Origin of the sequence: Virgibacillus halodenitrificans (genome assembly GCF_001878675.1) — a bacterium.
GTDB lineage: Bacteria > Bacillota > Bacilli > Bacillales > Amphibacillaceae > Virgibacillus_Q > Virgibacillus_Q halodenitrificans.
Genome location: NZ_CP017962.1, coordinates 1,599,949 through 1,625,029, shown reverse-complemented (window position 1 = coordinate 1,625,029; position 25,081 = coordinate 1,599,949). Strand labels below are relative to the sequence as shown.

The 25,081-nt window shown below is 35.8% G+C and carries 26 protein-coding genes, 1 other RNA gene and 2 other annotated features (1 of these 29 cut by a window edge); of the genes, 6 read left to right on the top strand and 21 right to left on the bottom strand.

Annotated features, from left to right (window positions below):
- The first annotated feature begins 4 nt into the window (after nt 1–4).
- The 4 genes from BME96_RS08470 (at nt 5) to sigK (ending at nt 2,698) form a co-directional block, all read left to right on the top strand.
- Entirely contained in the window at nt 5–481 is a 477-nt protein-coding gene (locus BME96_RS08470; protein WP_071648861.1) for a Na+/H+ antiporter subunit E, read from the top strand.
- Nucleotides 478–789, top strand: coding sequence for a Na(+)/H(+) antiporter subunit F (locus BME96_RS08465; protein WP_019377867.1), 312 nt, complete (start codon nt 478–480; stop codon nt 787–789). Before BME96_RS08470 ends, BME96_RS08465 begins: the two co-directional genes overlap by 4 nt.
- Complete coding sequence (gene mnhG, locus BME96_RS08460) at nt 770–1,156, top strand: monovalent cation/H(+) antiporter subunit G (RefSeq protein WP_019377866.1); 387 nt, start codon at nt 770–772, stop codon at nt 1,154–1,156. The genes BME96_RS08465 and mnhG overlap by 20 nt, the downstream gene beginning before the upstream one ends.
- Nucleotides 1,157–1,990: 834 nt before the next feature.
- A complete protein-coding gene (gene sigK, locus BME96_RS08455) occupies nt 1,991–2,698 on the top strand; it encodes an RNA polymerase sporulation sigma factor SigK (RefSeq protein WP_019377865.1) in 708 nt (235 codons plus the stop codon).
- 75 nt (nt 2,699–2,773) lie between these two features.
- Here the strand turns inward: sigK and BME96_RS08450 are convergent, their stop codons facing one another.
- The 18 genes from BME96_RS08450 to cymR form a co-directional block, all read right to left on the bottom strand.
- Nucleotides 2,774–3,007, bottom strand: coding sequence for a YrhC family protein (locus tag BME96_RS08450; RefSeq protein ID WP_019377864.1), 234 nt, complete (start codon nt 3,005–3,007; stop codon nt 2,774–2,776).
- Between the two features lie 74 nt (nt 3,008–3,081).
- Nucleotides 3,082–3,768: a 5'-methylthioadenosine/S-adenosylhomocysteine nucleosidase gene (mtnN, locus tag BME96_RS08445; protein ID WP_083547441.1), complete on the bottom strand. Its 687-nt coding sequence runs from the start codon at nt 3,766–3,768 to the stop codon at nt 3,082–3,084.
- A gap of 24 nt (nt 3,769–3,792) precedes the next feature.
- Nucleotides 3,793–4,449, bottom strand: coding sequence for a YrrS family protein (locus tag BME96_RS08440; RefSeq protein WP_071648859.1), 657 nt, complete (start codon nt 4,447–4,449; stop codon nt 3,793–3,795).
- Between the two features lie 133 nt (nt 4,450–4,582).
- A complete protein-coding gene (gene greA / locus BME96_RS08435) occupies nt 4,583–5,059 on the bottom strand; it encodes a transcription elongation factor GreA (protein ID WP_060678376.1) in 477 nt (158 codons plus the stop codon).
- A 144-nt stretch (nt 5,060–5,203) separates the two neighbouring features.
- A complete protein-coding gene (udk, locus tag BME96_RS08430) occupies nt 5,204–5,839 on the bottom strand; it encodes a uridine kinase (RefSeq protein WP_060678375.1) in 636 nt (211 codons plus the stop codon).
- Nucleotides 5,832–6,491 (bottom strand): O-methyltransferase, encoded by a 660-nt coding sequence (locus BME96_RS08425; protein ID WP_019377859.1) that lies wholly within the window; start codon nt 6,489–6,491, stop codon nt 5,832–5,834. The genes udk and BME96_RS08425 overlap by 8 nt, the downstream gene beginning before the upstream one ends.
- Before the next feature lie 112 nt (nt 6,492–6,603).
- Nucleotides 6,604–7,722 carry an endolytic transglycosylase MltG gene (gene mltG / locus BME96_RS08420; RefSeq protein WP_071648858.1) on the bottom strand — a complete coding sequence of 373 codons (1,119 nt, stop codon included), beginning with the start codon at nt 7,720–7,722 and terminating at the stop codon, nt 6,604–6,606.
- A gap of 243 nt (nt 7,723–7,965) precedes the next feature.
- Nucleotides 7,966–8,253, bottom strand: a complete 288-nt coding sequence (locus BME96_RS08415; RefSeq protein ID WP_071648857.1) for a DUF1292 domain-containing protein — start codon at nt 8,251–8,253, stop codon at nt 7,966–7,968.
- Nucleotides 8,254–8,265: 12 nt separating this feature from the next.
- Nucleotides 8,266–8,679, bottom strand: a complete 414-nt coding sequence (gene ruvX / locus BME96_RS08410; protein WP_019377856.1) for a Holliday junction resolvase RuvX — start codon at nt 8,677–8,679, stop codon at nt 8,266–8,268.
- The gene (locus BME96_RS08405) at nt 8,680–8,946 is read right to left on the bottom strand and encodes an IreB family regulatory phosphoprotein (RefSeq protein WP_019377855.1); all 267 of its coding nucleotides are present in this window, start codon (nt 8,944–8,946) and stop codon (nt 8,680–8,682) included.
- A gap of 161 nt (nt 8,947–9,107) precedes the next feature.
- Nucleotides 9,108–11,747, bottom strand: coding sequence for an alanine--tRNA ligase (alaS, locus tag BME96_RS08400; RefSeq protein WP_071648856.1), 2,640 nt, complete (start codon nt 11,745–11,747; stop codon nt 9,108–9,110).
- A gap of 53 nt (nt 11,748–11,800) precedes the next feature.
- Nucleotides 11,801–12,010 (bottom strand) — a binding site (T-box leader).
- A gap of 42 nt (nt 12,011–12,052) precedes the next feature.
- On the bottom strand, nt 12,053–13,120 hold the full coding sequence (locus BME96_RS08395; protein WP_019377853.1) for an AI-2E family transporter: 1,068 nt from the start codon (nt 13,118–13,120) through the stop codon (nt 12,053–12,055).
- 48 nt (nt 13,121–13,168) lie between these two features.
- Nucleotides 13,169–13,357 carry a hypothetical protein gene (locus BME96_RS08390; RefSeq protein ID WP_019377852.1) on the bottom strand — a complete coding sequence of 63 codons (189 nt, stop codon included), beginning with the start codon at nt 13,355–13,357 and terminating at the stop codon, nt 13,169–13,171.
- A gap of 73 nt (nt 13,358–13,430) precedes the next feature.
- A complete protein-coding gene (recD2, locus tag BME96_RS08385; RefSeq protein ID WP_083547440.1) occupies nt 13,431–15,743 on the bottom strand; it encodes an SF1B family DNA helicase RecD2 in 2,313 nt (770 codons plus the stop codon).
- 19 nt (nt 15,744–15,762) lie between these two features.
- The gene (locus BME96_RS08380; protein ID WP_060678371.1) at nt 15,763–16,425 is read right to left on the bottom strand and encodes a tetratricopeptide repeat protein; all 663 of its coding nucleotides are present in this window, start codon (nt 16,423–16,425) and stop codon (nt 15,763–15,765) included.
- 15 nt (nt 16,426–16,440) lie between these two features.
- The gene (gene mnmA / locus BME96_RS08375; protein WP_071648855.1) at nt 16,441–17,556 is read right to left on the bottom strand and encodes a tRNA 2-thiouridine(34) synthase MnmA; all 1,116 of its coding nucleotides are present in this window, start codon (nt 17,554–17,556) and stop codon (nt 16,441–16,443) included.
- Between the two features lie 16 nt (nt 17,557–17,572).
- Entirely contained in the window at nt 17,573–18,715 is a 1,143-nt protein-coding gene (locus BME96_RS08370) for a cysteine desulfurase family protein (RefSeq protein WP_071648854.1), read from the bottom strand.
- Nucleotides 18,716–18,820: 105 nt separating this feature from the next.
- Nucleotides 18,821–19,240, bottom strand: a complete 420-nt coding sequence (cymR, locus tag BME96_RS08365) for a cysteine metabolism transcriptional regulator CymR (RefSeq protein WP_019377847.1) — start codon at nt 19,238–19,240, stop codon at nt 18,821–18,823.
- Between the two features lie 142 nt (nt 19,241–19,382).
- Between cymR and BME96_RS08360 the strand changes: the two genes are divergently transcribed.
- Complete coding sequence (locus BME96_RS08360) at nt 19,383–20,660, top strand: replication-associated recombination protein A (protein ID WP_071648853.1); 1,278 nt, start codon at nt 19,383–19,385, stop codon at nt 20,658–20,660.
- An 85-nt stretch (nt 20,661–20,745) separates the two neighbouring features.
- Nucleotides 20,746–21,408 carry an RsfA family transcriptional regulator gene (locus tag BME96_RS08355; RefSeq protein ID WP_019377845.1) on the top strand — a complete coding sequence of 221 codons (663 nt, stop codon included), beginning with the start codon at nt 20,746–20,748 and terminating at the stop codon, nt 21,406–21,408.
- 97 nt (nt 21,409–21,505) lie between these two features.
- Here BME96_RS08355 and ssrS read toward each other — a convergent pair.
- The 3 genes from ssrS to hisS all read right to left on the bottom strand — a co-directional run bounded on the left by ssrS (nt 21,506) and on the right by hisS (nt 24,859).
- Nucleotides 21,506–21,697: non-coding RNA, 6S RNA (gene ssrS, locus BME96_RS08350), on the bottom strand.
- Between the two features lie 112 nt (nt 21,698–21,809).
- A complete protein-coding gene (aspS, locus tag BME96_RS08345) occupies nt 21,810–23,579 on the bottom strand; it encodes an aspartate--tRNA ligase (protein WP_071648852.1) in 1,770 nt (589 codons plus the stop codon).
- 11 nt (nt 23,580–23,590) lie between these two features.
- Entirely contained in the window at nt 23,591–24,859 is a 1,269-nt protein-coding gene (gene hisS / locus BME96_RS08340; protein WP_071648851.1) for a histidine--tRNA ligase, read from the bottom strand.
- Between the two features lie 49 nt (nt 24,860–24,908).
- Nucleotides 24,909–25,081: a binding site (T-box leader), on the bottom strand; it runs 45 nt beyond the window's last position.

The following is a 25,081-nucleotide window of genomic DNA, read 5'->3' as shown; positions in this document are numbered from 1 at the left end:
CGAAATGACATTTCAGATAATTATTAATCTAATTATTGCTTTTATGTGGATGTTTCTAAGTGAAGCCTATTCTGTCACTAATTTCTTCGCAGGATACTTATTAGGTGTTTTACTCTTGTTGCTATTAAATAGGTTTGTGCCCGATACCTTTTATCTGCGACGATTTATAAAGATTATCAGTTTAATCTTCTTATTTATTAAGGAACTGATTTCATCAAATATTGATATTGTTAAAGTTGTCTATACTCCAAAGCCGAACGTTGAACCAGGTATTTTCGCATTACCAATAGACTTAAAGAGTAACTGGGAAATCACTTTACTTGCTAATTTAATTACACTAACACCAGGTACTCTTTCAGTTGCTATTTCCAATGATAATACTCAGTTATTTATACATGCAATGGATATAGATGATACGGAAGAGTCTATAAACTCAATTAAAGACACATTCGAGAAGGCAATTATGGAGGTGACAAGATGAATGATTTATTAGCATTAACAGAGCAAATACTTCAAGTCTCTTTGGTTATTTGCTTTATAGGAATAGCTGCATCACTTATCTTATTGCTTTATCAGGTAATGATAGGTCCCACTCAGCCCGATCGAGCAGTAGCATTAGATACAATGGGTATTAATATAATGGCTTTAGCAGGACTATTATCCATCTCTATCGTTACCTCCAAATTAAATGATGTGGTTCTATTGATTGGGATCCTATCTTTTTTGGGAACTTTAGCTATCGCCAAATATCTGGAAAAGGGTGTTATCATTGATAGAAATTTGGAGTAATATAATTATCAATATACTTGTTATCCTGTTTATCCTTGTGGGAACTTTCTTCATTTTGTCAGCTTCTATAGGGATAGTAAGATTTCCAGATGTATATACAAGGCTACATGCTGCTACAAAAGCATCAACATTAGGGATTGCATGTATTCTGATCGGAGCTTTTTTATTTTTATACGGGTCGCATGGAATTGTGAGCGGTAAATTATTATTGGCGGTTGTGTTTATTTTATTAACTGCCCCGGTATCCGCGCATATGATCGCACGTGCTGCTCACCAAAAAGGAATAAAACCTTACCTAAAAAGCCGTACAGATGCATATGAAGACGCAATACAAAATTATAATAAGAAAAAGCAACCCTCAAAGTGACTGTGAAAACAGTCACTTTTTTTGTCTTGAAAAATCTAAAATTTAGGTTCTAATATATTTAGAGGTTAGCGATTGATTCGTAATATAGATAAACTGCAAACTAATTTGGCAGGGCTGCAAACTCCCCTTTTAAAAAACAATATAGCTAATCCCTAAATATCTAAGACATATCTCTTTGCTCTCCAGTCGATAATTCTATCTCCGGAAGTTTATCTCGTTCTGCTGCTGATTAATTCAGTCTCCGGCGGATTAGGTCGCTCTGCTGCTGATTAATTCTTTCTCCAGCGGATTGCTTCGCTCTGCTGCTGATAGCCCCCGCTCTAGTTCACAGTTTCCTTATACACTGAATTAAAATTCAATATTTGCAGTTTTTCTAGATTAGCCACTTTCAAACTCCAGCACGTATTTATGGCTTTTTATATTTTTATCCCATTTATAATATTAGCGCAATGACATATAGTAAACCCAGTTAAATACCACCTACTCCTTAAATTAGAACTACTGTTACATTTCCAATGTTTAAAAACTTTATTTTTATTGGACAGACACAAACCTTTCACAGTTCACATAGGAATGTTATATAGGCAAAAGCCCACCTATTACTTTGTAATCATTAAAGACCGGCAAGTAACACGTTTCATTATTGTAAAAACTTAAAAGGGTTTTGGTCGTTTACGAGTATGTAAATAATTAAAGAAAACCGTTTCAGACGTAGAAAAAACAACATTCTATTAAACTAAGCAGACTTTGAACTTTTCTGAGTGGTGTGTTGATCTTTCAGTTGGAGGTGAGCTAAACGTTGTAGTTTCGTTACTTTAAGGAGGTGATTATAGTTTGTCCGGAATTCTGACTGTTCTCGGGCTTTTAATTAAAGAAGCTTTATTCTTTGTTTCATACGTAAAAAATCACGCTTTTCCGCAACCCTTGTCCAAAGAAGAAGAAGCGAAGTACATTAAGTTAATGGAGGAAGGAAACGAAGAAGCCAGAAATAAGCTTATTGAACATAATTTGCGTTTAGTTGCACACATTGTTAAAAAGTTTGAAAATACAGGAGAAGATGTTGAAGATCTAATTTCGATTGGTACTATTGGTCTTATTAAAGGTGTAGAGAGCTTTTCTACTGGTAAAGGAACAAAACTTGCAACTTATGCAGCAAGATGCATAGAAAACGAAATTTTAATGCATTTGCGTGCATTGAAAAAGGTTAAAAAAGATGTTTCTCTCCAAGATCCAATCGGCCAGGATAAGGAAGGTAATGAAATTAGTCTCATTGATATTTTAGAAGCAGAAAACGAAAATATTTTAGAATATATACAATTAAACATGGAAATTGAAAGAATGCAAGATTACTTCAGCATACTGGATAAACGTGAACGCGAAGTAATTGTATACCGATACGGATTGAACGATTATGAAGAAATGACACAACGTGAAATTGCCAAGAAGCTAAATATTTCTAGAAGTTATGTTTCACGTATTGAGAAAAGAGCTTTAATGAAAGTCTTTCACGAATATTATCGTAGAGAAAGAAAACACAAATAATGTAAGCCCTCTATCTTCCACCATTAACTACACGTCAAATATCAAAACAAAAAAGAGCGCTATCTATAGAAAAGATTAGCGCTCTTGACTAATTTTATCTTGAATTCCTTTACCTTTTCCAATAAACCATATTCCAGCTGATACTGAAATCAAGGAAAGCAAAAATAATATTCCACCATGAGAGGTTGGTTGCAAATATGTTTTTATAATGCCACCCATATAAAGATAACTACTTAAGATTAACAATGCAGAAACAAAACGTTTATAATCAATTAATTGATTCTCTAAATCTCTCATCTTCTCTTCCATTTTAGCTCCCCCTTCCTTCCATAGAAATAGTAACATAATTTCAGTTGGAGTGAAGGAGGTAATTTATGGTGCTATTATAGAGATTTTAACATTGACAAAATTAAATTGGCTGCATTTTCTGCTGCCTTCTGTAAAAAAGCATCAAATGTAATAGATGATTCTTTACCTGCGATATCTGATAAAGCCCTTATAATAACAAAGGGTGTGTTATATTGGTGGCATACTTGAGCTATCGCAGCAGCTTCCATTTCTGCAGCAATCATGCTTGGGAATTTTTCTTTCACCCAAGCTACTCGTTCAGCATCATCCATGAACGAATCACCTGTAGCAATAATACCTTGCTCATATGAAATAGGTAAGGTTTGTACAGCAGCAATAGCTTTGGCCGCCAACTCCGTATCTACCGGGAACATCGCTGGCATACCGGGTACTTGCCCGTAGGCGTAATTAAATGCTGTTACATCTACATCATGATGAACTACTTCCGTAGAGATCACAATATCCCCTACTTCCAATCTATTGGAAAAGCCACCAGCAGATCCTGTATTAATGACGTGAGACGGATTAAATTTTTCATGTAGTATAGTTGTTGCCATTGCAGCATTTACTTTTCCGATACCGGATTTTAAAATAACTACTTTTTTTCCCTCTATTTTCCCTTTGATAAATACACAATTAGCAATCAATATTTCTTCCTTTTCCTTCGTCTTACTGACTAGCAAAGCTACTTCTTCGTCCATTGCTCCTATAATGCCTATCATCACATTTCCTCCATTTGAACAGGTTTAATATTTAACTGTTTTTAACTCTTCTAGTTTGGTTGGCTGCCAACCTTCACCTTCAACCCAAGATAAGTAAACACGATATATTTCACTGTTATCTTCGTTCGAGACAGTGGCTTCTACTTTTTGGTCTCCTCCGTTGCCTACCCAGTGCATAACCAAATTTTGTTCCGGAATATCCGTTACCATTAATACAGCTTCTTTAATTTCAATTCGGTCTTGAGAACCATCACTATAGTTGGTTGTATGAGGTTCCTCCTGTTCTGTACCTATTGGTTTCCAGTCCGCAGTATATGCTTTTAATACATTTTCATCTGAAGAATCAACTTCTTGCTTTTCTATCTCTTCCTGTTCCTCGTCTTCTTTATCAATATTTCCATCATTCTCTGAAGAGCTATTTTCCTCTTGGTCTGTTTCCGTATCTTCCTTAGATTCCTTTTCATAAAAACTTTCATTTTCTTCATCAGTTGAATTTTGCTCTTCCTGGGAAGATGGCTGTGTCTGATCTGTAGTTTTTTCTTTATCTCCACCACCAAATATCCAAATACCAATTAGAAGGATAAGCAATACAGCACCTAAAATAAGTAATATGGATATCGACTTCGTGTTTTTACGACGCTTCTCAAATTTATCTACTCTTGAGTCATTATTATTAGCCATTTACTCTTCCCCCTTTAATTATCATTGTAATCGTATTTAATTTAGAATAACAAGCTTTATGTACTTACTAAATAGCAAAAAAGCGAGTTATCCCCGCTTTTTTGCTTTCCGTTATACTATTCAAGCGGGACTACTATTCAACGTTCACAATTTTAACTTGAATTTCTCCACCTGGCGTAACCACCGCTACTTCAGTTCCGACTTCTTGTCCTAATAAGCTTTTCGCCATCGGAGAATCGTTTGAAATCTTTCCCTCGAAAGGATCAGCTTCTGCACTTCCCACGATCATATATGTTTCTTCATCACCGTCAGGCAGCTCCTGAAAAGTTACAGATTTCCCCAAAGAAACTACATTCGGATTGTCATTATCATTTTCTATTATAACAGCATTACGAATCATCTTCTCTACTTGGGCAATACGTGATTCCACGAACGCTTGCTCATCTTTTGCTGCATCATATTCGGAGTTCTCAGAAAGATCACCAAAATCACGTGCAACTTTAATTCTTTCTACTACCTCTTGTCTTCTATCTGTCTTTAAGTAATGTAATTCTTCTTCTAATTTCTCTTTACCTTCCTGTGTCATATAAAAACTTTTTTCAATTGCCATCTAATACACTCCCTTTTCTATCTTCCCTAACATGTAAATAATATACTATATGAGCCATGTAAGCATTTTAGCCCAATTAATAAAAAGATGCTAAAACTTACTATGGCAGACTTTATTTAATTTTTCAATAGTTTGCCTCTGAAATTATTTTTCCTTATTTTTCGACAAAATGTTCTCTATTTTAGTCGCCATAATATCAATAGCTACTAAATTCTGTCCTCCTTCAGGGATAATTATATCTGCATAACGCTTTGTTGGTTCAATAAATTGTAAATGAGAAGGCCGAACATTATTAATATATTGGTCAATAACCGAATCTAAAGTTCTGCCTCTTTCTTTTATATCTCGCAGTAACCTTCTGATTATTCGTAAATCAGCGTCTGTATCAACAAATACTTTAATATCCATTAAGTCAACAAGCCGCGGATCTTCTAAAATCAATATACCTTCTAAAATAATAACTTCCTTTGGCTCTACTTTTATTGTTTTGTCTGAGCGAGTGTGAATTTTATAATCATATACTGGTTTATCAATTGCATTTTGATTCATTAATTCATGTAAATGCTCAATTAATAAATCATTATCAAAAGCCAAGGGATGATCATAATTGGTGTTCAGTCTTTCTTCAAAAGGAAGATGACTTTGATCTTTATAATAATAATCTTGTTCAATAACAAGAATTGTTTTGTCTGAAAATCGATTACAGATCGATCTGGTTACAGAAGTTTTACCACTTCCGCTTCCACCAGCAACACCGATCACTACTGGTTTTTTATTCATGAAGGTAATTCCCCTTTTTATTGTTTTTCAAACTGATGGCTACTCCGTCCCCAATAGGTACAATGGATGTTGAAAAATTGGTATGTTTGAAAAGCCACTCATTGTACACTCTTATTTTTTCAACCATTTTTTCATGCCGTCGATGTGCTTCTTCTGGTTTAGCTACATAACCTCTAAATAATACATTATCTGAAATAATTAATCCATCGTTGACTAAAAGTCCTTCAGAAAGGATAAAAAAGTCCCTATACTTCCCTTTTGCGGCATCAATAAAAATGAAGTCGAAAGAATTATCTTCTAATCCCTTTAGTTTCTCCAAAGCATCGCCTAACAAAACCCTTATACGATCTTCTTTATTATTGGCTTTTATATTATTAAGTGCTTGTTGATATCTTACTTCATCTTTTTCAATCGTAACAACTTTAGACTCCGGAGAAGCTTCTACCATTCTTAAAGCAGAATATCCGATCGCTGTGCCTATTTCTAAGATTCGTTTTGGTTTTTTTATTCTAATTAACTGCATTACAAAATTCATACTAACCCGATCCATGATAGGTACATGGTTCTCCTTAGCTTCACCTTCTAATTTTTTCGCCCAATCTGGTGAGGTTGGTAAAATTTCATTTAAATAACTTTTTACGTGCTCATTCACATTAATCCCTCAATTCCTTAAAACCCTGATTATATCCAGGCAACGCATGATTTGGCAAATAGAAATAAAATAGAAAATGTGAAAGTCGCTTCACACCTTCTATTTATCCTGTCTAATCAATATACTTTTTCCTATATTGCTTGTGCTCATCCAATGTTTTTGAATAGTATATATTCCCCTCGCCATCGTGAAGGAAGTATAAGTATTCCGATTCAATCGGGTTGATAACAGCCTTTAGTGAGCTTTCAGAAAAATTACCAATAGGACCAACTGGTAAACCGCTTATATGGTAAGTGTTATATGGAGATTCAACTTTCAGATCCTCAAAAAGCACTCTGTCTTTATGTTTTCCTAATGCATATAACACAGTGGGATCAGTTTGAAGCTTCATCCCTTCTTTTAGACGATTAACAAAAACACTTGCAATTTCTTTCCGTTGTTCTTTAGTACTTGCTTCTTTTTCAACTAACGAAGCAAAAGTTAGTGTTTCATGTACGGTATAATCTGACGCTGTAATTTCATCCAAATACTTACTTAAAATAGACTCTGTCTTTTTTAACATATTTTCGATCACCACTTCTACTTTTGGATCTTTTTCATAGAAGTCGTAAGTTGCCGCGAACAGATACCCCTCGAGCGGTGTACGAATTTCAGGATCTAGGATGTCTTTTTTTAGAACAGATGGATATTTGTTCATTAGCCCTTCAATATAGTCAATATTATTTACCTTCTCCATAAATTCCTTTTTAGTAAAAGGTAATTTTTCAGAGTAAATTACAGCCATTTCTTCAATTGTTTTACCTTCTGGTATAGTAACTGTGTATAAAGGATCTGCCATAACTTTACCTTTTTTCAGAGATTTAATGATCTCATCTATCGACATAGCAGGTGAAAATGTATAATCTCCAGCCTGAAAATCAGCTTCATTTTTAAATTTTATGTAAAAGCGAAACACTCGACTATCCTTTATAATTCCCTTATCTTCAAGAATGGAAGCAATTGTGGAAGTAGAAGAGCCAATTGGAATTTCGACTTCAATATTTTTATCGCTCTCTGGATTCACCGGTTCTAAAGCAGATTTTATGAATAAATAACCTGATACTCCCCCAATTATAATAATAAGTAGAAGTGAAATAATTATAATTGCTACAATTTTTCTAACTGTTCTTGCCTCTTCACTTCTTACTGCGAGATTTTCTTTGAAATCATCTTGTTTTTCTTTATCGGACATAAAACGCCCCCCTCTCACCCGCTATATTATACTAAAAATCGATAATATATTCCATTAAAATCCTTATATTGTTTAGGAAATGAATCTAAATAAGATATTCTATACAAATACTGCCATACAAACGTTAGTTTAAAGTTAATCTACTTTGTGAGTCAATGGATAATCTCCCCATATGTTATAGTGGCAATCCACATTAATAACAATAGCTGATGTCGAGTGATGACATCAGCTATTTATATATGCTTAGTTATTCTCTTCTTCTTCTGCCAATGTGTTTAGCATTTCTTCAACCATATTCCACTCTTCTTCAGAATCAATAGGGAATAGTGACAAGTCATTATCGTCATTATCTTGCTCTTCGTAGCGGAAAGCATATACTTCCACTTCTTCGTCCTCTGTTTGTTCTACAGGCACCACCGCAATGTAGGATTGGTTTGTTTCATCCACATCAAAAGTAAATAAAACTTCAAATAGATGTTCTTCCCCATTTTCATCTGGGATAATTATTCTTTCTTTCTCTTCTAATGCCATGTTGACACTCCTTTACTTCTGATCAAGGTAACCTTGTAAAATCATTACCGCTGCCATTTTATCAATTACTTTTTTTCGTTTTTTCCTACTCATGTCAGCTTCCAATAAAACACGTTCAGCTGCCATTGTAGTCAATCTCTCATCCCACAGTACAGTTGGAATACCATGTACCTCTTCCATATGTTTTGCAAAAACCTGGGATGCTTCTCCTCTTTCACCTATTGTACCATTCATGTTTTTAGGTAAGCCAATAATAGCTTTCCCTATTTCATGTTCGATTATAATGCTTTTTAGCTCTTCGTCTGCGGAGGTTATATTATTCTCATCCCATTTTATCGTTTTCACACCTTGGGCTGTCCACCCTAAAGCGTCACTTACAGCGACTCCAATTGTTTTGGAACCGACATCTAATCCGATCAATTTCATTTAACTTTCCCTTTGTTTTTCCAGATAGAATTTAACTAATTCCTCAATAACTTCATCCCGTTCAACCTTACGAATCAAATTACGAGCATCCTGATGTCTAGGAATGTAGGCAGGATCTCCTGATAATAAATAACCCACGATTTGATTAATTGGATTATAACCTTTTTCTTTTAATGCTTCATGTACAGTGAAGAGGATTTGTTTAATATCCTGATCAAAAGGTTCTTCTGAGAAATTAAATTTCATTGTTTTATCAAACGAACTCATCGCGCCACCTCATTTTTAGGAATTCTAGGCTATCATTCTGATGATGGAACCAGTGATCTACCATATTTACTAGTCTTTCATAGTTATACTTGTAATTCAAATTATTGCCTTGTTATTCTAATCTTCATTATATCGTTTTGTGCAAAAGTATACAAGCTGGACTACTTTACATTGTCGCTTATATATTGCTTAGCAGATGCTAGAGCATCCTGAATTTTAGACGGTTCCTTCCCACCAGCTTGGGCCATATCAGGGCGTCCACCACCACCGCCGCCACATACTTGGGCAGCCTGCTTAATTAATTGACCGGCATGCATGCCTTTATCCATAAGATCTTTGGAAACACCAGCAGCTAGTTGAACCTTTTTATCATTTTCTGCAGCAAGAAGAATTACTCCTGTTCCCATTTTTTGTTTTAACTCATCAACCATATTTCTTAGTTGGTTCATATCCTTCACGTTTACCTTTTGAGTTAGCAAAGGAATGTCCTTAATCGTTTCTACTTTATCAAGTAAGCTAGATGCTTCCACATTTGATAATTTTGAACTTAGAGAGTCATTCTCTTTTTGCAAGACCTTCATTTCTTGGAAGAATCCCTCTATTTTTTCAGGTAGCTGTTCTTCATTCGTTTTCATAAGTTGTGCTGAAGTCTTTAGAATATGGAGACGATGATTCAGATATTCATAAGCTTGTTTGCTTGTTACTGCTTCGATCCTTCTAACACCAGCTCCAATGCCACTCTCCGACATTATTTTAAATAATCCAATATCAGAAGTGTTTTTCACATGACAGCCGCCACATAGTTCAATGCTATAATCTCCTATTTGCACTACTCTGACGATATCGCCATATTTTTCACCAAATAAGGCCATTGCACCCATTTCTTTTGCTTCATCAATCTTTCTATAATTAATGTCGAGCGGATACGACGCCCATATTTTTTCATTGACAATTTGTTCTATCTGCTTAATTTCTTCCTCTGTAACAGAGTTGAAATGAGAAAAATCAAACCGCAAGCGCTCAGGTGTTACAAGGGATCCAGCCTGATTCACATGAGTCCCTAATACATCCTTAAGAGCTTGATGGAGTAAATGGGTAGCTGTATGATTTTTCACTACACCCTCTCGGAATGTACCTTCAACCATAACCGTGACCTCATCACCAACATGAAATTCGCCATTTTTAACACGTATACGGTGAATATGCTGTCCTTTTGGTGATTTTTGAACATCCTCAACATATGCTGAAGCATTATCAGAGTAAATCCACCCCTTATCTGCTACTTGTCCCCCACTTTCCGCATAGAATGGTGTCTTATTTAAAAACACAAATACTTCTTCATCCTTTTCAGCGACCTGTACTGTTTTCTGCTCGTGAATCATAGTAGCAATTATCGCTTTTTCTTCGAGCTGATCATATCCAGTAAATTCACTCTCTACTTCAATTTCACTTAAAATACCATCTTGTACTTGCATAGAATCAACTTTTTGTCTTGCATTTCGAGCTCGTTCGCGTTGCTTATGCATTTCCTCATTGAAGCCTTCTTCATCAATAGTAAACCCTTGTTCTTCTACATATTCTTCAGTTAATTCTTTAGGGAACCCATATGTGTCATATAGGCGAAAAACTTCAGAACCAGGAAAAACAGTACTCCCTTTTTCTTTTTCCTTTTTCATAATAGAGGATAGAATATCAAGTCCATCCTGTAGTGTTTCGTGAAAACGTTCTTCCTCTACTTTAATTATGTTCTTGATAAAGTCTTTTTTCTTTAAAACCTCTGGATAGAAGTCTTCCATAATACTTCCTACAGTTTCTACTAACTCATACATGAATGGCTTCTCAATTCCGACTTCTTTAGCAAAGCGTACTGCTCTTCGAAGTAATCTGCGTAATACATAACCTCTTCCTTCATTTGAAGGCACTGCACCATCACCTATTGCAAAACTCACTGTACGAATATGATCAGCAATCACCTTAAAAGCAGTATCTGCAGCTTGGGTTTTACCATATGAAGTATTTGCAAATGTTTCGGCCTTTTTTATAATTGGCATAAATAAGTCGGTTTCAAAGTTAGTAGGTGTATCCTGTATAACACAAACCATTCTTTCCAAACCCATACCTGTATCAATATTCTTTTTAGGTAACGGTGTATACGTATCATCAGGGTTGTGGTTAAATTGTGAAAAAACTAAATTCCATATTTCCAGATAACGTTCATTTTCTCCACCTGGGTACAGCTCCGGATCATTTGGATCATTGCCGTATTTCTCGCCACGGTCATAAAAGATCTCCGTATTTGGACCACTTGGACCTTCTCCAATATCCCAAAAATTTTCTTCCAAACGAATTATCCGCTCTTTCGGAAGTCCAATAACGTTCAACCATAGATCGAAGGCTTCGTCATCTTCAGGATGGACCGTTACTGACAATAGCTGAGGATCAAACCCAATCCATTTGTCGCTTGTCAAAAACTCCCAAGCCCATTCGATTGCTTCTTTCTTGAAATATTCACCGATTGAAAAATTACCAAGCATTTCGAAAAACGTATGGTGTCTAGCAGTAAAACCTACATTCTCAATATCGTTAGTTCGTATGGATTTCTGTGCATTTACAATACGCGGATTTTCTGGAATAACTCGACCATCAAAATACTTTTTTAATGTAGCAACTCCACTATTTATCCATAGAAGAGTGGGGTCATCCTTTGGTACTAGTGAAGCACTTGGTTCAACACGGTGATTCTTTTCTTTGAAAAAGTCCAAAAACATTTGTCTGACTTCTGCTGATGTTAAATGTTTCATTTCCATACCTCCATTAAATAATTTATGAAATAAAAAAATCCCCTCTCTGCATATGCAGGGACGAGATTCTATCGCGGTACCACCCTAATTACAAACAAAAATTTCTGTTTGTCACTTCATCATGGTAACGGTATGAAACCGGCGGGAATTGGCCGCACTCCAGTTTAGCTTTCCATGATTCTTGCTTAGGATTTTTTTCAGCCTATTGAAAATCCCTCTCTTTAAACCGATCATCATGTACTTATAACTTTCAACGTGTTTCATATACTAGTTTAGCGATATTATAATTAACTTTAGCTTTATTGTCAATTATAACTTTTAAATGCGCGTAAATGTGTGACAACTACTTTAATAATTGTCAAAGTTGGTACTGCAACAATCATCCCGACCACACCAAATAACTGGCCTCCTAATAGTAAAACAAAAATGATTACTACAGGATGAATCTGAATGCTTTTACCTACTATAAAAGGTGCCAAAAGATTGCTTTCAATTAGCTGAATGATAAACACCCCTATAATAACGTAAATAACAAGTTTCCCCGAAAGAGTGAAGCCGACCATTGCAGCAGGTACAGCACCTATGATGGGCCCAAAGTAAGGAATTAGATTAGTTATACCCATAATGATTGACAATAATAGAGCATATTTTAAATTTAGTAGTTGAAATAGAATAAATGAAGCTATACTTACAAATAAGCAGACAATTAACTGACCTCTTATATAATTTCCTAAATTTTCATCAATCGCATCAGCCATCTTACCTGTCTGATACCGATATTTTTCTGGCACTAATCGCTTACAATATGCCTTGATTTTGGTATAATCTTTTAAAAAATAAAATACTAAAACAGGAATTACCATTAAAAAAATAATTGTATCAATTATCTTGGTAAATCCACCAACTAACCTAGTTAATATCTTATCAATAGATTTTTCAGCTCGAAGAATTAGTTCATCGATTTTATCATGTACAGTTTCAGGTAGAAATGAGGTATATTCATATAACTTATAAATTAACTCCTCATATAATTTGATAAACTGTGGTAATTGCTCATTTAAATCCCGTAATTGCAAGATAATCAAAGGATAAACTCGATAAATTAAGTAGGTAATACCTCCAAAGAACAGGAAGTAAATAAGTAAAATTGCTATGCCCCTATGTATGTTGTATTGTTGCAGTTTGTTAACAATAGGATAGAGCAAATAGGCTATTAAACATGCAACAATAAAAGGCGCTAATAGACGCCAAATAAAAGAAAGTACGGTTCCATACATCGGGAACAATTTAATAAATAGATAACAGAACAAAAATAAAAAGATGCCAATTAACAGCCAATATAAATATGCAAGCTCTTTTCTGTCTTTCCACAATGGTAATCTCCCCTTAGCCAAAATCAATTATATTTATAGATAAGAAGGCTACCATTGCAGTTTTCTTTCATCCTTTGAAAACAAATCATCAAGCGAACTTAATGATCCGTCTACTTCCACTTGGTGAATTGCCAGTTCATTATTAATTACTGATAGCTCAATGAAACACGTCCAACAGTAATATTGTTGCATACCAATCTTTCCTAGGTCTTTTCCGTTACAGTTTGGGCATCGCATACATATAAAGCTCCTTTAATTATACTTTATTATGTTATGCTAACCCGTTTTTTGTATATATATACCTCTTTTCTCACATAAAATCATACGGAGAAATGTCATCTTCTGCTACCGGTTCCTCTAACTGAGTTTTTTGAGTTTGTACTCTTTCCAATAATTGTTCTTTTAATGTTGTATACCGTTTATTCGTATCCATTGTTTGCACTCCTTTCAGGAATGCGTCTTGTTCACCACATATAATAAGTGATTGTTTACTTCTGGTAATTGCGGTGTAAAGTAAGTTCTTTCTTAACATACGGCGATATGCAGAAACTACGGGCATAATTACGATAGGGAATTCACTTCCTTGAGATTTATGAATCGATATACAATATGCATGCATAATATTAACATAATCTTTACGCTCATAAACTACTTCTTTTTCATCAAATAGAACTACTAGTTGCTCCACATTATCCGTATTTTCATCTTCTCTAAAAATAGCTACAACTTCTCCGATATCTCCGTTAAATACATTGTCTTCTGGTTGATTTACAAGCTGGATCACCTTATCTCCTTTTCGGAATATTGTATCAGCAATCTTTACTTCTCTTTTTCTCTTGTCTCTAGGATTAATTAATTGTTGGAGTTCTCTATTAATCGTGGTAATTCCAGCAAGAGAGCGATACATTGGCGCAAGGACTTGAATATCTTTAACATCAATCCCTTTGGAGACAGCCTTGGAAATAATCTTAGTAACGACTTCAATCATTTGATTTTCGTAACAAGGGATATAACTAAAGTCTTTATCATTTTCTAGTTGAATTAGCGCATTATTCTTAATCTGATGTGCAAGCTGAATAATCTTCGAACCTTCTTTTTGTCGATATACATCCGTCAATTTCACATATGGTAGCACGTCACTTGCTAACAAATCTGTTAACACTTGACCAGGACCTACAGAAGGCAATTGATCCTCATCACCAACTATTAATACTTGCATGTCTTCAGGAATTGCTTTAAATAAATGATTAGCGAGCCAGATATCTACCATAGAAAACTCATCAATGATTAAAAATTTGCCACTTAATTGCTCGTTCTCTGTCTTATTAAATCCACTTTTCCCATCCCATCCCAGTAATCTGTGTATTGTTACTGCAGGTAGGCCGGTTGATTCTGTAAGTCTTTTGGCAGCACGACCGGTAGGGGCTGTCAGAATAAATGGAAATTCAGACTTATCTTTATAATCCTGTGGATCAAGAGAAAGATTATGGATAGTGGAAAAAGCCTTAATTATCCCTTTAATAACCGTTGTTTTCCCCGTCCCTGGCCCACCTGTAAGTATTAACACTTTTGAATGAACAGCCTGGTTTATAGCTGAAAACTGTTCCTTCCCATAGCTTAAAATTTCTGTTTCCTCTATATCACCGATAATTTTCATCAATTCAGCAAGAGGTGTTTCATCTTCAATAGATTTACTTATAATTCGATTCAGCTGGGAAGCAAACCCATCTTCAGCGTAATATAGAGAAGGTAAGTAAACTCGGTCCTCTAGAATAATAACAGATTTAGTTGTATTTAATTCTTTTAACCTTTCTGTAATAATATCGCTAGAAAGGGAATGAGCAGATAACAGATCAAAAACTCTCTCAACACAGACAGATAAGGGTAAAAACACATGACCATCCTGCACACTTTTTTGTAATGTATATATACAACCAGCACCGATACGATTTGGATGAGTAGGTGAAAGTCCTCTTTGACCTGCTATTTGATCTGCAGTTTGAAATCCAAATCCCTCTATATCGAAAACATATTGGTAAGGATCTTCCTCAAGAATGGTTATCGCATCCTCTTTATATTCTTGATAGATTTTTTGTGCCATCTTTAATCCAATATTATATTTTGCCAAATATACAACAATATGCTCAAAGCCTTGATTTTCCTGAAGGCTCTGAGCAAGTGAATCTGCAGTGTCTTTATTTAATCCTGGCACACCAGTTAAAACATTACGGTCATTCAAGATCTTCGAAACTGCATTCTCTCCTAAATGCTGAACGATTTTACCAGCAGTTTTCTTTCCGATACCGTAAAATAGATCACTCGATAAATAAGCAATTAAACCTTCTGTTGTGTCCGGAATATACGTTTTATAAGACGTGACCCGGTACTGAAGCCCGAATTTAGGATGATTTTCAAAAAGACCATAGAAAAGATAAGCTGTTTGCTCCTGTAGATTTGAAAAATACCCTTTGGCTATTATTTCTTTTTCTTTGAAGTCTTCATTTGTTTCAATCACTTTAATTTTAGCAATTGAGAAATGCTCTGCTTCGTTATGAAAAATTGTATGCAAAAGTTCGCCTTTCACATAACCTTGCTCAGCTATCGATTGTTTTTCCATATCCATTTCCAACAACCCCAATTGCTTATTGTTCGCTTAGAAAACTCTCCACATTCTTTTTTCCGTTTGCAGCAAGCACATGCTCCGGTTGAATGGATAAAGCTTTTTCAAAATGTTTTAATGCTTCGTTAGCTTCTTCACGGTAGAGAGAAATGACCCCTAAATTGTAGTAGGCATCACTATGATCTTTGTTTATATTTAAAACGTTTTTAAATACTTTTTCTGCATCTTCAATATGATTGCTTTGGGCTAAAGTAAGCCCATATTGAAATAAAATTTCTTCATCTGTTGTGGCAAGCTCTGTAGCGCGAAGCAAAAAAGGGATGGCTAGCGTGTAATGCTCCTGATGTCGAAAACTCATTCCTAGCATATAGTAAACATCTGCTTCTTCCAAGCCAAGATCAATAGCTTTTTGAAAGTTTTCCTGTGCTTTTGAATAAATGGATTTCTCAAAATACGTATTTCCCAGTCCGTAATATGCGGTAGCTGCAGCTTCATCCAATGTGATAGCTTTTTCAAAAAAACGCTCGGCTCGTGTATAGTCTTGCATGTGTACCAACAGATTACCAAAATTGATATAACCTACTGGATCATCCTGGTTTTCTTCAATATAGGATGTAAGTAAAGCCGCAGCTTCCTCCAGTTTATTGTCTTTCATTAATTGAATAGCTTCTTTATTTTTATCCACAAGTAAAACTCCTTCTTAACCTACATAGTCAAGTGCTTCGCCATTTTTTATAATTTCATCTATTGTGCCACCACCCAGGCACACCTCTCCATTGTAAAAAACTACAGCTTGTCCTGGTGTAACAGCACGTTCTCGTTCTTCTGTAAAAACCACTTCTACTTTATTATCAGGCAGTATGTTCACTTTTACTTCACTATCTTTTTGGCGATAACGAAATTTTGCAGTACATGTAAAAGTACCTTGCACTTTATCCGGTGTTATCCAATTTACATCTGTAGCAATTAAGGAATCAGAGTATAGTTTTTCATTGGAATACCCCTGTTCCACATATAGGATATTGTCTTTAAGATTTTTGCCAACAACAAACCAAGGATCACCAGCTCCACCTATTCCAAGTCCTTGACGTTGTCCAATTGTATAATACATTAATCCATCATGTTGACCCTTTTCTTCTCCATCTAATGTTGTCATTTTGCCAGGCTGTGCAGGCAGATATTCACTTAAAAATTCCTTGAAATTACGTTCACCAATAAAACAAATGCCTGTACTATCTTTTTTTGTAGCTGTTGCTAAATCATTCTCTTTGGCAATTTCACGAACTTGAGATTTAGGCATACCACCTAATGGAAACATTACTTTTTCTAGTACACCCTCTGTCAATTGATTGAGAAAATAAGTCTGATCTTTATTATCATCTACTCCGCGTAACATTTCATAGCGTCCATTATTCTCTCTAACCTGCGCATAGTGACCTGTAGCTAAATAATCTGCCCCCAATGACATTGCATGATCTAAAAAAGCTTTAAATTTAATCTCCTTATTACACATTACATCAGGATTTGGCGTCCTTCCTGCTCGATACTCATCAAGAAAATAAGTGAAAACTTTATCCCAATACTGCTTTTCAAAATTTACAGCATAATAAGGAATGCCAATTTGATTACAAACTCGTACAACGTCCTCATAATCTTCTGTGGCAGTACAGACGCCAAATTCATCTGTATCGTCCCAATTTTTCATAAATATCCCCACAACATCATATCCTTGTTGCTTTAATAGAAGAGCAGCAACTGAAGAATCTACTCCCCCACTCATTCCTACAACTACGCGTATATCTTTATTATTTTTCATTTTATATCAAATCCTTTTAAGAAGTTAAGCGATGGACGATTTTCGTTACTCGTTCCGCAGCCTCTATCACATTTTCTTTTGTATTATGGCTCCCAAAACTAAATCGGATAGAATTTACCGTCCGGTCATTATCGACCCCATACATGGCAGATAATACATGAGATGGTTCCACCGAACCTGCTGTACAAGCACTTCCGCTTGAAGCAGCAATTCCACTTAAATCAAAATTAGTTAGCAATGCTTCTACATTAGTTCCCGGAAAGCTTATATTAATAATAGATGGAATTGTAGACTCATACTCCCCATTTATTCTAAAGTTAATATTATTGTTTCTTAATTTCTCTAAAAATAAATCTTTATAGGATTGATATAGGTTCTTTCTATCTTCACGATAGTCCATAGCCAATTCGACTGCTTTTTGGAAACCTACAACACTAACTACATTTTCTGTTCCTGGGCGGCGTTTCCGTTCTTGCTCTCCACCAAACTGAAGGGGATCAATTTTCACATTTTCTCCGATATATATAAAACCGATTCCTTTTGGGCCATTAATTTTGTGAGAAGAAACAGTCAACAAATCAATTCCCATTTCATGGACGTTCAATTCCATTAAACCAAATAACTGAACAGCATCTGTATGAAAATAGGCAGGATGATCTCTTAGTAAATCTCCAATTTCTTTCACTGGTTGAATAACCCCTGTTTCATTATTAGCAGCCATAATAGATACTAAAAATGTATCTGGACGAAGTGAATTTTCCAGATCTTCCATACTTATTTTCCCATTTTCGTACACAGGTAAATAAGTAACATCATACCCTTCCTTTTCTAGTTTTTGTGCAGTATGAAGAATAGCATGATGTTCTTGCACCGAAGTTATAATATGCTTTCCACTATTATTAGTGTATTTGGCCGTACCTATCATTGCCATATTATCAGCTTCTGTGCCCCCACTTGTAAAAACGATCTCCCTTTCATTAGCATGTATACTTTTGGCCATTACCCTTCTTGCCTGATCAACAAAAAATCTTGCTTTTCGTCCAAATGAATGAATACTTGATGGGTTACCAAACACTTCCTTGTACACAGGATACATAGTATCAATGACCTCTTGATCCAATGGGGTAGTAGCTGCATGATCTAAATATATGGGTTCCATAATTTATCTATCCTTCCATAGTTCTCGTCTTTTGTCTACTGAGTATATATTGCTAGTCTCGACAACACCAATTGGAAGAGAATGCATACTTTCATTTTTTACTTATTAAATGTAAAACATATAGGCTTCCTTTGGTCCTTCATCTTCATAGTTAATTAAATCTTCCAATGTTGTTGTATCTAGGACATCTTTTACCGCATCACGGATTCTAATCCATAGAGCTTGCTTTGCAGGTTCTTCGTTTTCAATTCCTTCTACCGGCGTAATAGGACCTTCCAGTACCCTAATAATATCCCCTGCCTTAATTTCTTTCGGGTCTTTTGCTAACACATATCCCCCGTAAGCGCCTCGAATGCTCTTTATTAAACCTGCATTCCGTAGTGGGGATGCAAGCTGTTCTAAATAATGCTCGGATAAGTCATTATCCTTTGCAATTGATTTTAAGGAGGTTGGTCCATTACCATGCTTTTTTGCAAGGTCTATCATAATTGTTAAACCGTATCTGCCTTTTGTTGAAATCTTCATTTAGTACACCTCTATCTAGTATTACGTTGCTATACGTACCTAATAATACATGATATTATAGCATGAATGGTGCTTTTCTTGCATTTGAACGATACTTAGAACGCTGAATTACCTATTAATATGAAGAAAAAGGAAGATAAATATGTCAAACAAACCACTAGCTTATCGTATGAGGCCTAATTCCATAAGTGAAATTATTGGGCAAGAACATTTGGTAGCCGAAGGAAAAATAATAAATCGAATGGTTAAAGCAGAACGTTTAGCATCTATGATTCTTTTCGGGCCCCCAGGAACAGGGAAAACCTCAATGGCAACTGCTATTGCTAAAAGCTTGGGATTACGGCATAAATTACTCAATGCTGTCACAGATAAAAAGAAAGATATGGAAATTGTTGTGGAAGAAGCAAAGATGACAGGGAAAATGGTGCTAATACTTGATGAAGTACATCGCCTGGATAAAGGAAAGCAAGATTTCCTTTTACCCCATATCGAGAGCAATCTTATTACGTTGATTGGTTGTACCACAAGTAACCCATACCACGCTATTAATCCTGCTATTAGAAGTCGTTGTCACCTTTTTGAATTGTATGCTCTTACCAAAGACCATATCAAACTGGCAATTCAAAGGGCAGCAAAGGACACTACAAATGGATTGGGTGAGCAAAATATCGTAATGAGTGAAGAAGCATTGGAACATTTCGCCTTTAGTGCAAATGGAGATATGCGTGCAGCACTAAATGGTCTTGAATTAGCCGTTTCTTCCACTCCTGTTGATGCCCTTAACCAAATAAACATTAATCTAGAAATTGCTGAAGAATGTATGCAAAAAAAGAGCTTCTCTCATGATAAGAATGGAGATGCCCATTATGATGTGTTATCCGCTTTTCAAAAATCCATTCGTGGTAGTGATGTAGATGCTGCCCTTCATTATCTGGGTAGATTAATTGAAGCTGGTGATTTAGACAGTATTGCCAGAAGAATGATTGTCACCGCCTACGAAGACATTGGGGTGGCTAATCCACAAGCTGGCCCCCGTGCAGTTGCTGCAGTCCAGGCAGCTGAAAGATTAGGTTTTCCAGAAGCAAGGATACCCCTATCAGTAGTTATTGTAGAATTGTGCCTATCGCCAAAATCCAATACGGCATACAAGGCACTGGATGCAGCTTTAACTGATATTCGCAATGGTAAATCAGGAGAAATTCCTCAGCATCTGAAGGATTCTCATTATTCAGGAGCTGCATCTCTTGGAAGAGGTAATGAATATAAATATCCGCATAATTCCGAGAATAATTGGGTTAACCAGCAATATCTACCAGATTCTATTAAAAACAAACACTATTACCAACCAAAAAATACAGGCAAATTTGAACAAGCTATGAAACAAGTTTATGAAAGAATTCAAGCTGATAAACAAAAATAAGGTATAAAACTCCATAATAAGGTAAGACTATGAGATAAAATATGAAATCTATTTAAAGTTGTTACTAAAAAGGAGTTGGAACACAATGGTCAAGGTTAGACAAGATGCTTGGTCCCACGAGGATGATCTATTATTAGCAGAAACGGTGCTACGCCATATTAGAGAAGGAAGCACGCAATTAAATGCCTTTGAAGAAGTTGGTGATAAGCTGAATAGAACTTCAGCTGCATGCGGCTTCCGTTGGAATGCAGAGGTGCGTTCAAAATATGAGAATGCTATTGATCTTGCAAAACGACAACGTAAAGAGAAAAAACGGGCAATTGCTGCAGCAGGACAAAAATTAAGTAAACCTGTTATTGAATTACCACAGACTGAAGAGGGCCAGTTGGAAAGTATAATTGAAGAAAGTGAAAAAACAAATGGTACTGGTACATTAACAATTGACACAGTTATACGATTTCTTAAAGAACTGAAAAGAGACTATTATGCTTCTAATCAATCAAAAAATACATTGGAGCAATATAAAAAGAATAACTTAAAATTACATGAACAAGTTAACCAGTTAGAGAAGCAATTGGCCCAAACAGAAGCCCAATTATCTACTATTCAAGAAGATTATCAAGTCTTTATTCAAATTATGGATCGGGCAAGAAAGATGACTGTTTTAGATGATCAGGGCAGCATGCCATCTCCTGCATTCCGAATGGACAAAAATGGTAATCTACAACAATTAGCGCAAGGAAATTAATTATAGTCTTTTCGTTTAACCACAATCTCCCAAATCAAATTATATAATACAAGAAAAACACCTGTATAGACAGGTGTTTTTCTTGTTATGTACGTTATCAAGTCCCGATTGTGCCGTCTAATTGTAAGTTTTGATCCCGCTCATGGCAGGTGGGTGCTCTGTTCTATATTTATTATGCTTCCTCACGTCCAATGGACAAGGCATGCACGCAATATAGAAACCAATTCGAGCTCCCATTTTTAATGTTGTTCGGTCAAACACTTTTAATAGACGAACACATCAGGAATGATAACTTTATTAATTATGTTGTATTTATATACTACCATACGAAAAAATGCATTTCAATTATTTTTCTTAAAAATGTACATAATATTTGGTAAACTATCTAACAATCATTAGAGTTAGTCATTTTTCTTTTGTACTTGAATAGATAACTCTCCAAGTTGATCATTACTTACAGTACTAGGCGCATCTGTTAACAAATCTGTAGCTGAAGCGGTTTTTGGGAACAAAATTGTATCCCTTAGATTTGTTCTGCCTGCCAATAACATAATAATACGGTCTAATCCTAAAGCGACGCCACCGTGTGGAGGAGCTCCATATTCCAAGGCCTCAAGCAGGAAGCCAAACTGTGCTTGTGCTTCTTCTTCAGAAAATCCTAACACATTAAACATTTGATCCTGCAATTCCTTTTTATAGATTCTGATTGAACCTCCACCTAATTCATAACCATTTAAGACTAAATCGTATGCATTTGCTCTAACAGTTCCCGGCTCAATACTTAATTTTTCTATATCCTCTTCAACAGGAGAAGTAAATGGATGATGTGCTGCAAAATATCGTTGAGCATCCTCATCATATTCCAACAGCGGCCAATCTGTAACCCAAAGGAAATTAAATTTGTTTTGATCGATTAATTCAAGTTCTTTCCCTAATTTCAAACGAAGGGCTCCTAGGCTGTCATATACAATGGAAGTTTTATCAGAGCCAAATAATAGAAGATCTCCATCTTCGGCAGAAGCAGTATCTTTCAGCCCCTGGATTTCCTTCTCTGTTAAGAATTTAGCAATAGGCCCTTTTAATTCATCGCCTTCTACTTTAAGCCAAGCAAGCCCTTTTGCGCCATATACTTTAACATATTCTGTTAGTTTATCGATATCTTTTCTGGAGAAGTTAGTGGCCTCCCCCTTTACATTTAATAAACTAACGATACCTCCTGCCTCAATTGCTTGATGAAATACCTTAAAGCTGGAGTCTCTGAGCACTTCTGTAACATGAATAAGTTCCATCCCAAAACGAGTATCGGGTTTATCAGAGCCATATCTACTCATGGCTTCATCATAAGGCATTCTAGGTAAAGGTAGTGTAATGTCTATGTTTTTTACTTCCTTCATGACCTGTTCCATCATTTTTTCTGTCATATCCATAATATCATCACTGGACATAAATGAAGTCTCAATATCAATCTGCGTAAATTCTGGCTGTCGATCCGCTCTTAAATCTTCATCTCGGAAACAACGTGCAATTTGATAATATTTCTCAAAACCACCCATCATGATCAATTGCTTAAATAATTGTGGTGATTGTGGTAGCGCGTAGAACTCTCCAGGATGCACACGGCTTGGCACTAAATAATCACGCGCCCCTTCTGGTGTACTCTTAGTAAGCATTGGTGTTTCCATTTCCAGAAACCCATTCTCATTTAAAAAATTTCTCACTGTCTGTGTTGTTTGATGACGTAATTTAAATGTTTCCTGCAGACCACTTCTGCGCATATCCATATAGCGGTATTTTAAACGTATATCCTCCGCTACATCAATGTCATCTTGGATTGGGAATGGAGGAGTCTTGGATTTATTTAATATTTTAATTTCCTTTGCAATTACTTCTATCTCGCCCGTGTCCATCAGATTGTTTACGGTAGATTCATCTCTTTTTACAACATTTCCAATTACTTCAACAACATATTCACTTCTAATAGCTTCAGCAATTTTAAGTGCTTCTTCAGAATGATCAGGATTAAAAACTACTTGCACTACTCCTGATCTGTCTCGAAGATCTATAAAAATTAATCCACCCAAATCCCGACGTTTTTGCACCCATCCTTTAAGTAAAACTGAGTAATCAACGTCTTTGTTTCCAAGCTGTCCTGCCATTTGCCTTACACTCATGTTATTTCCTCCTACAATTTTTCTTTAATAGATTCTGCCAGGTGTGCTAGTGGCACCTCTATTTGTTCACCTGTTTCCATTGTTTTCACATTAATAACTTGTTTTTCTAGCTCTGACTCGCCAAGCACTAAAACAAATTTTACTTTTAGTCTGTCTGCTGCTTTAAATTGGCCTTTTGGCTTACGTCCTTGATAATCCTTGTCTACCTGAATACCAGATTGGCGAAGGTTATGGGTAATTCGAACAGCTTCTTTTTCAACATTTTCACCAAATGCTACAATATAACAGTCCAACTCATTATTGACAGGAATATCTATGTTTTCTGCTTCTAATGCCATTAAAAGTCTTTCCACACCCATCCCAAATCCGATTCCTGGTGTTGCTGGCCCCCCTAGTTCCTCTACAAGTCCGTTATATCTGCCACCACCAGCTAAGGTAGTAATTGCACCAAACCCTTCAGCTTCACTCATAATTTCAAATGCAGTATGGTTATAATAGTCCAAACCACGAACCAATTTCGGATCAATTGTGTATTCGATATTCATTGCTGTTAAATAGTCTTTCACCTGTTCAAAATAATCTTTTGATTCTTCATTTAAATAATCCAAAATAGATGGTGCTGTTTTCATAGCAGGATGATCACGGTCTGTTTTACAATCAAGTATTCTCAAAGGATTCTGTTGAAGACGGGATTGACAATCTTTACATAATTCGTCTTTATGAGGAGTAAAATGTTCTATTAAAGCTTGACGATGATTATTTCGACTTTCGTGATCACCTAGTGAATTAATAACTAGTTTTAATGATTTTAGCCCTAACTCTTTATAAACAGTCATTGCCAGATCAATAACTTCTGCATCTACAGCTGGATTAGCACTGCCGAGAACCTCCACTCCAAACTGATTTAATTGCCGCATCCTGCCCTTTTGTGGACGTTCATAACGGAACATAGAAGCAAAATAGTACAGCTTAGTCGGCTGATTCGGGTCTCCAAATAACTTATTTTCAACAAAAGCCCTGACTACAGGAGCAGTTCCTTCCGGACGAAGAGTTAAACTTCTTCCGCCTCTGTCTTCAAACGTATACATTTCTTTTTGCACGATATCTGTCGTATCGCCTACCCCTCTTTGAAACACCTCTGTATGTTCAAAAAGTGGTGTACGAATCTCCTCAAAGTGAAATCGATGACAGATATTTTTAATTATTTCTTCCACAAATCGCCATTTCTTAGAGTCCTTTGGCAAAAGATCTACTGTACCCCTTGGTGCTTTAAAACTCATTTTAATACCTCCCGTTTTTTTCCATACAAAAACTCTCGTCCCTTATAATAAAAGGGACGAGAGTTAACCCGCGTTGCCACCCTAGTTGATGCATATTGCATCCGCTCTTCACAGTTAACGCCTGCAAAACGTTTATATCTACTCTGCTTTCGATATAAATCCTCCAGAATGTCTTTCATCAGTTCAATATGCAAGAATGCTTTCAGCCAATGGCATTCTCTC

Excerpts from the sequence above, each read along its gene's own strand:
- BME96_RS08470 (WP_071648861.1), top strand. The coding sequence starts at position 5 with ATGACATTTCAGATAATTATTAATCTAATTATTGCTTTTATGTGGATG.
- BME96_RS08465 (WP_019377867.1), top strand. The coding sequence starts at position 478 with ATGAATGATTTATTAGCATTAACAGAGCAAATACTTCAAGTCTCTTTG.
- BME96_RS08450 (WP_019377864.1), bottom strand. The coding sequence starts at position 3,007 with ATGGAAGAGAAGATGAGAGATTTAGAGAATCAATTAATTGATTATAAA.
- mtnN (WP_083547441.1), bottom strand. The coding sequence starts at position 3,768 with ATGATAGGCATTATAGGAGCAATGGACGAAGAAGTAGCTTTGCTAGTC.
- BME96_RS08440 (WP_071648859.1), bottom strand. The coding sequence starts at position 4,449 with ATGGCTAATAATAATGACTCAAGAGTAGATAAATTTGAGAAGCGTCGT.
- greA (WP_060678376.1), bottom strand. The coding sequence starts at position 5,059 with ATGGCAATTGAAAAAAGTTTTTATATGACACAGGAAGGTAAAGAGAAA.
- udk (WP_060678375.1), bottom strand. The coding sequence starts at position 5,839 with ATGAATAAAAAACCAGTAGTGATCGGTGTTGCTGGTGGAAGCGGAAGT.
- mltG (WP_071648858.1), bottom strand. The coding sequence starts at position 7,722 with ATGTCCGATAAAGAAAAACAAGATGATTTCAAAGAAAATCTCGCAGTA.
- BME96_RS08415 (WP_071648857.1), bottom strand. The coding sequence starts at position 8,253 with ATGGCATTAGAAGAGAAAGAAAGAATAATTATCCCAGATGAAAATGGG.
- ruvX (WP_019377856.1), bottom strand. The coding sequence starts at position 8,679 with ATGAAATTGATCGGATTAGATGTCGGTTCCAAAACAATTGGAGTCGCT.
- BME96_RS08405 (WP_019377855.1), bottom strand. The coding sequence starts at position 8,946 with ATGAGTTCGTTTGATAAAACAATGAAATTTAATTTCTCAGAAGAACCT.
- alaS (WP_071648856.1), bottom strand. The coding sequence starts at position 11,747 with ATGAAACATTTAACATCAGCAGAAGTCAGACAAATGTTTTTGGACTTT.
- BME96_RS08390 (WP_019377852.1), bottom strand. The coding sequence starts at position 13,357 with ATGCGATGCCCAAACTGTAACGGAAAAGACCTAGGAAAGATTGGTATG.
- recD2 (WP_083547440.1), bottom strand. The coding sequence starts at position 15,743 with ATGGATATGGAAAAACAATCGATAGCTGAGCAAGGTTATGTGAAAGGC.
- mnmA (WP_071648855.1), bottom strand. The coding sequence starts at position 17,556 with ATGAAAAATAATAAAGATATACGCGTAGTTGTAGGAATGAGTGGGGGA.
- BME96_RS08370 (WP_071648854.1), bottom strand. The coding sequence starts at position 18,715 with ATGGAACCCATATATTTAGATCATGCAGCTACTACCCCATTGGATCAA.
- cymR (WP_019377847.1), bottom strand. The coding sequence starts at position 19,240 with ATGAAGATTTCAACAAAAGGCAGATACGGTTTAACAATTATGATAGAC.
- BME96_RS08360 (WP_071648853.1), top strand. The coding sequence starts at position 19,383 with ATGTCAAACAAACCACTAGCTTATCGTATGAGGCCTAATTCCATAAGT.
- BME96_RS08355 (WP_019377845.1), top strand. The coding sequence starts at position 20,746 with ATGGTCAAGGTTAGACAAGATGCTTGGTCCCACGAGGATGATCTATTA.
- aspS (WP_071648852.1), bottom strand. The coding sequence starts at position 23,579 with ATGAGTGTAAGGCAAATGGCAGGACAGCTTGGAAACAAAGACGTTGAT.
- hisS (WP_071648851.1), bottom strand. The coding sequence starts at position 24,859 with ATGAGTTTTAAAGCACCAAGGGGTACAGTAGATCTTTTGCCAAAGGAC.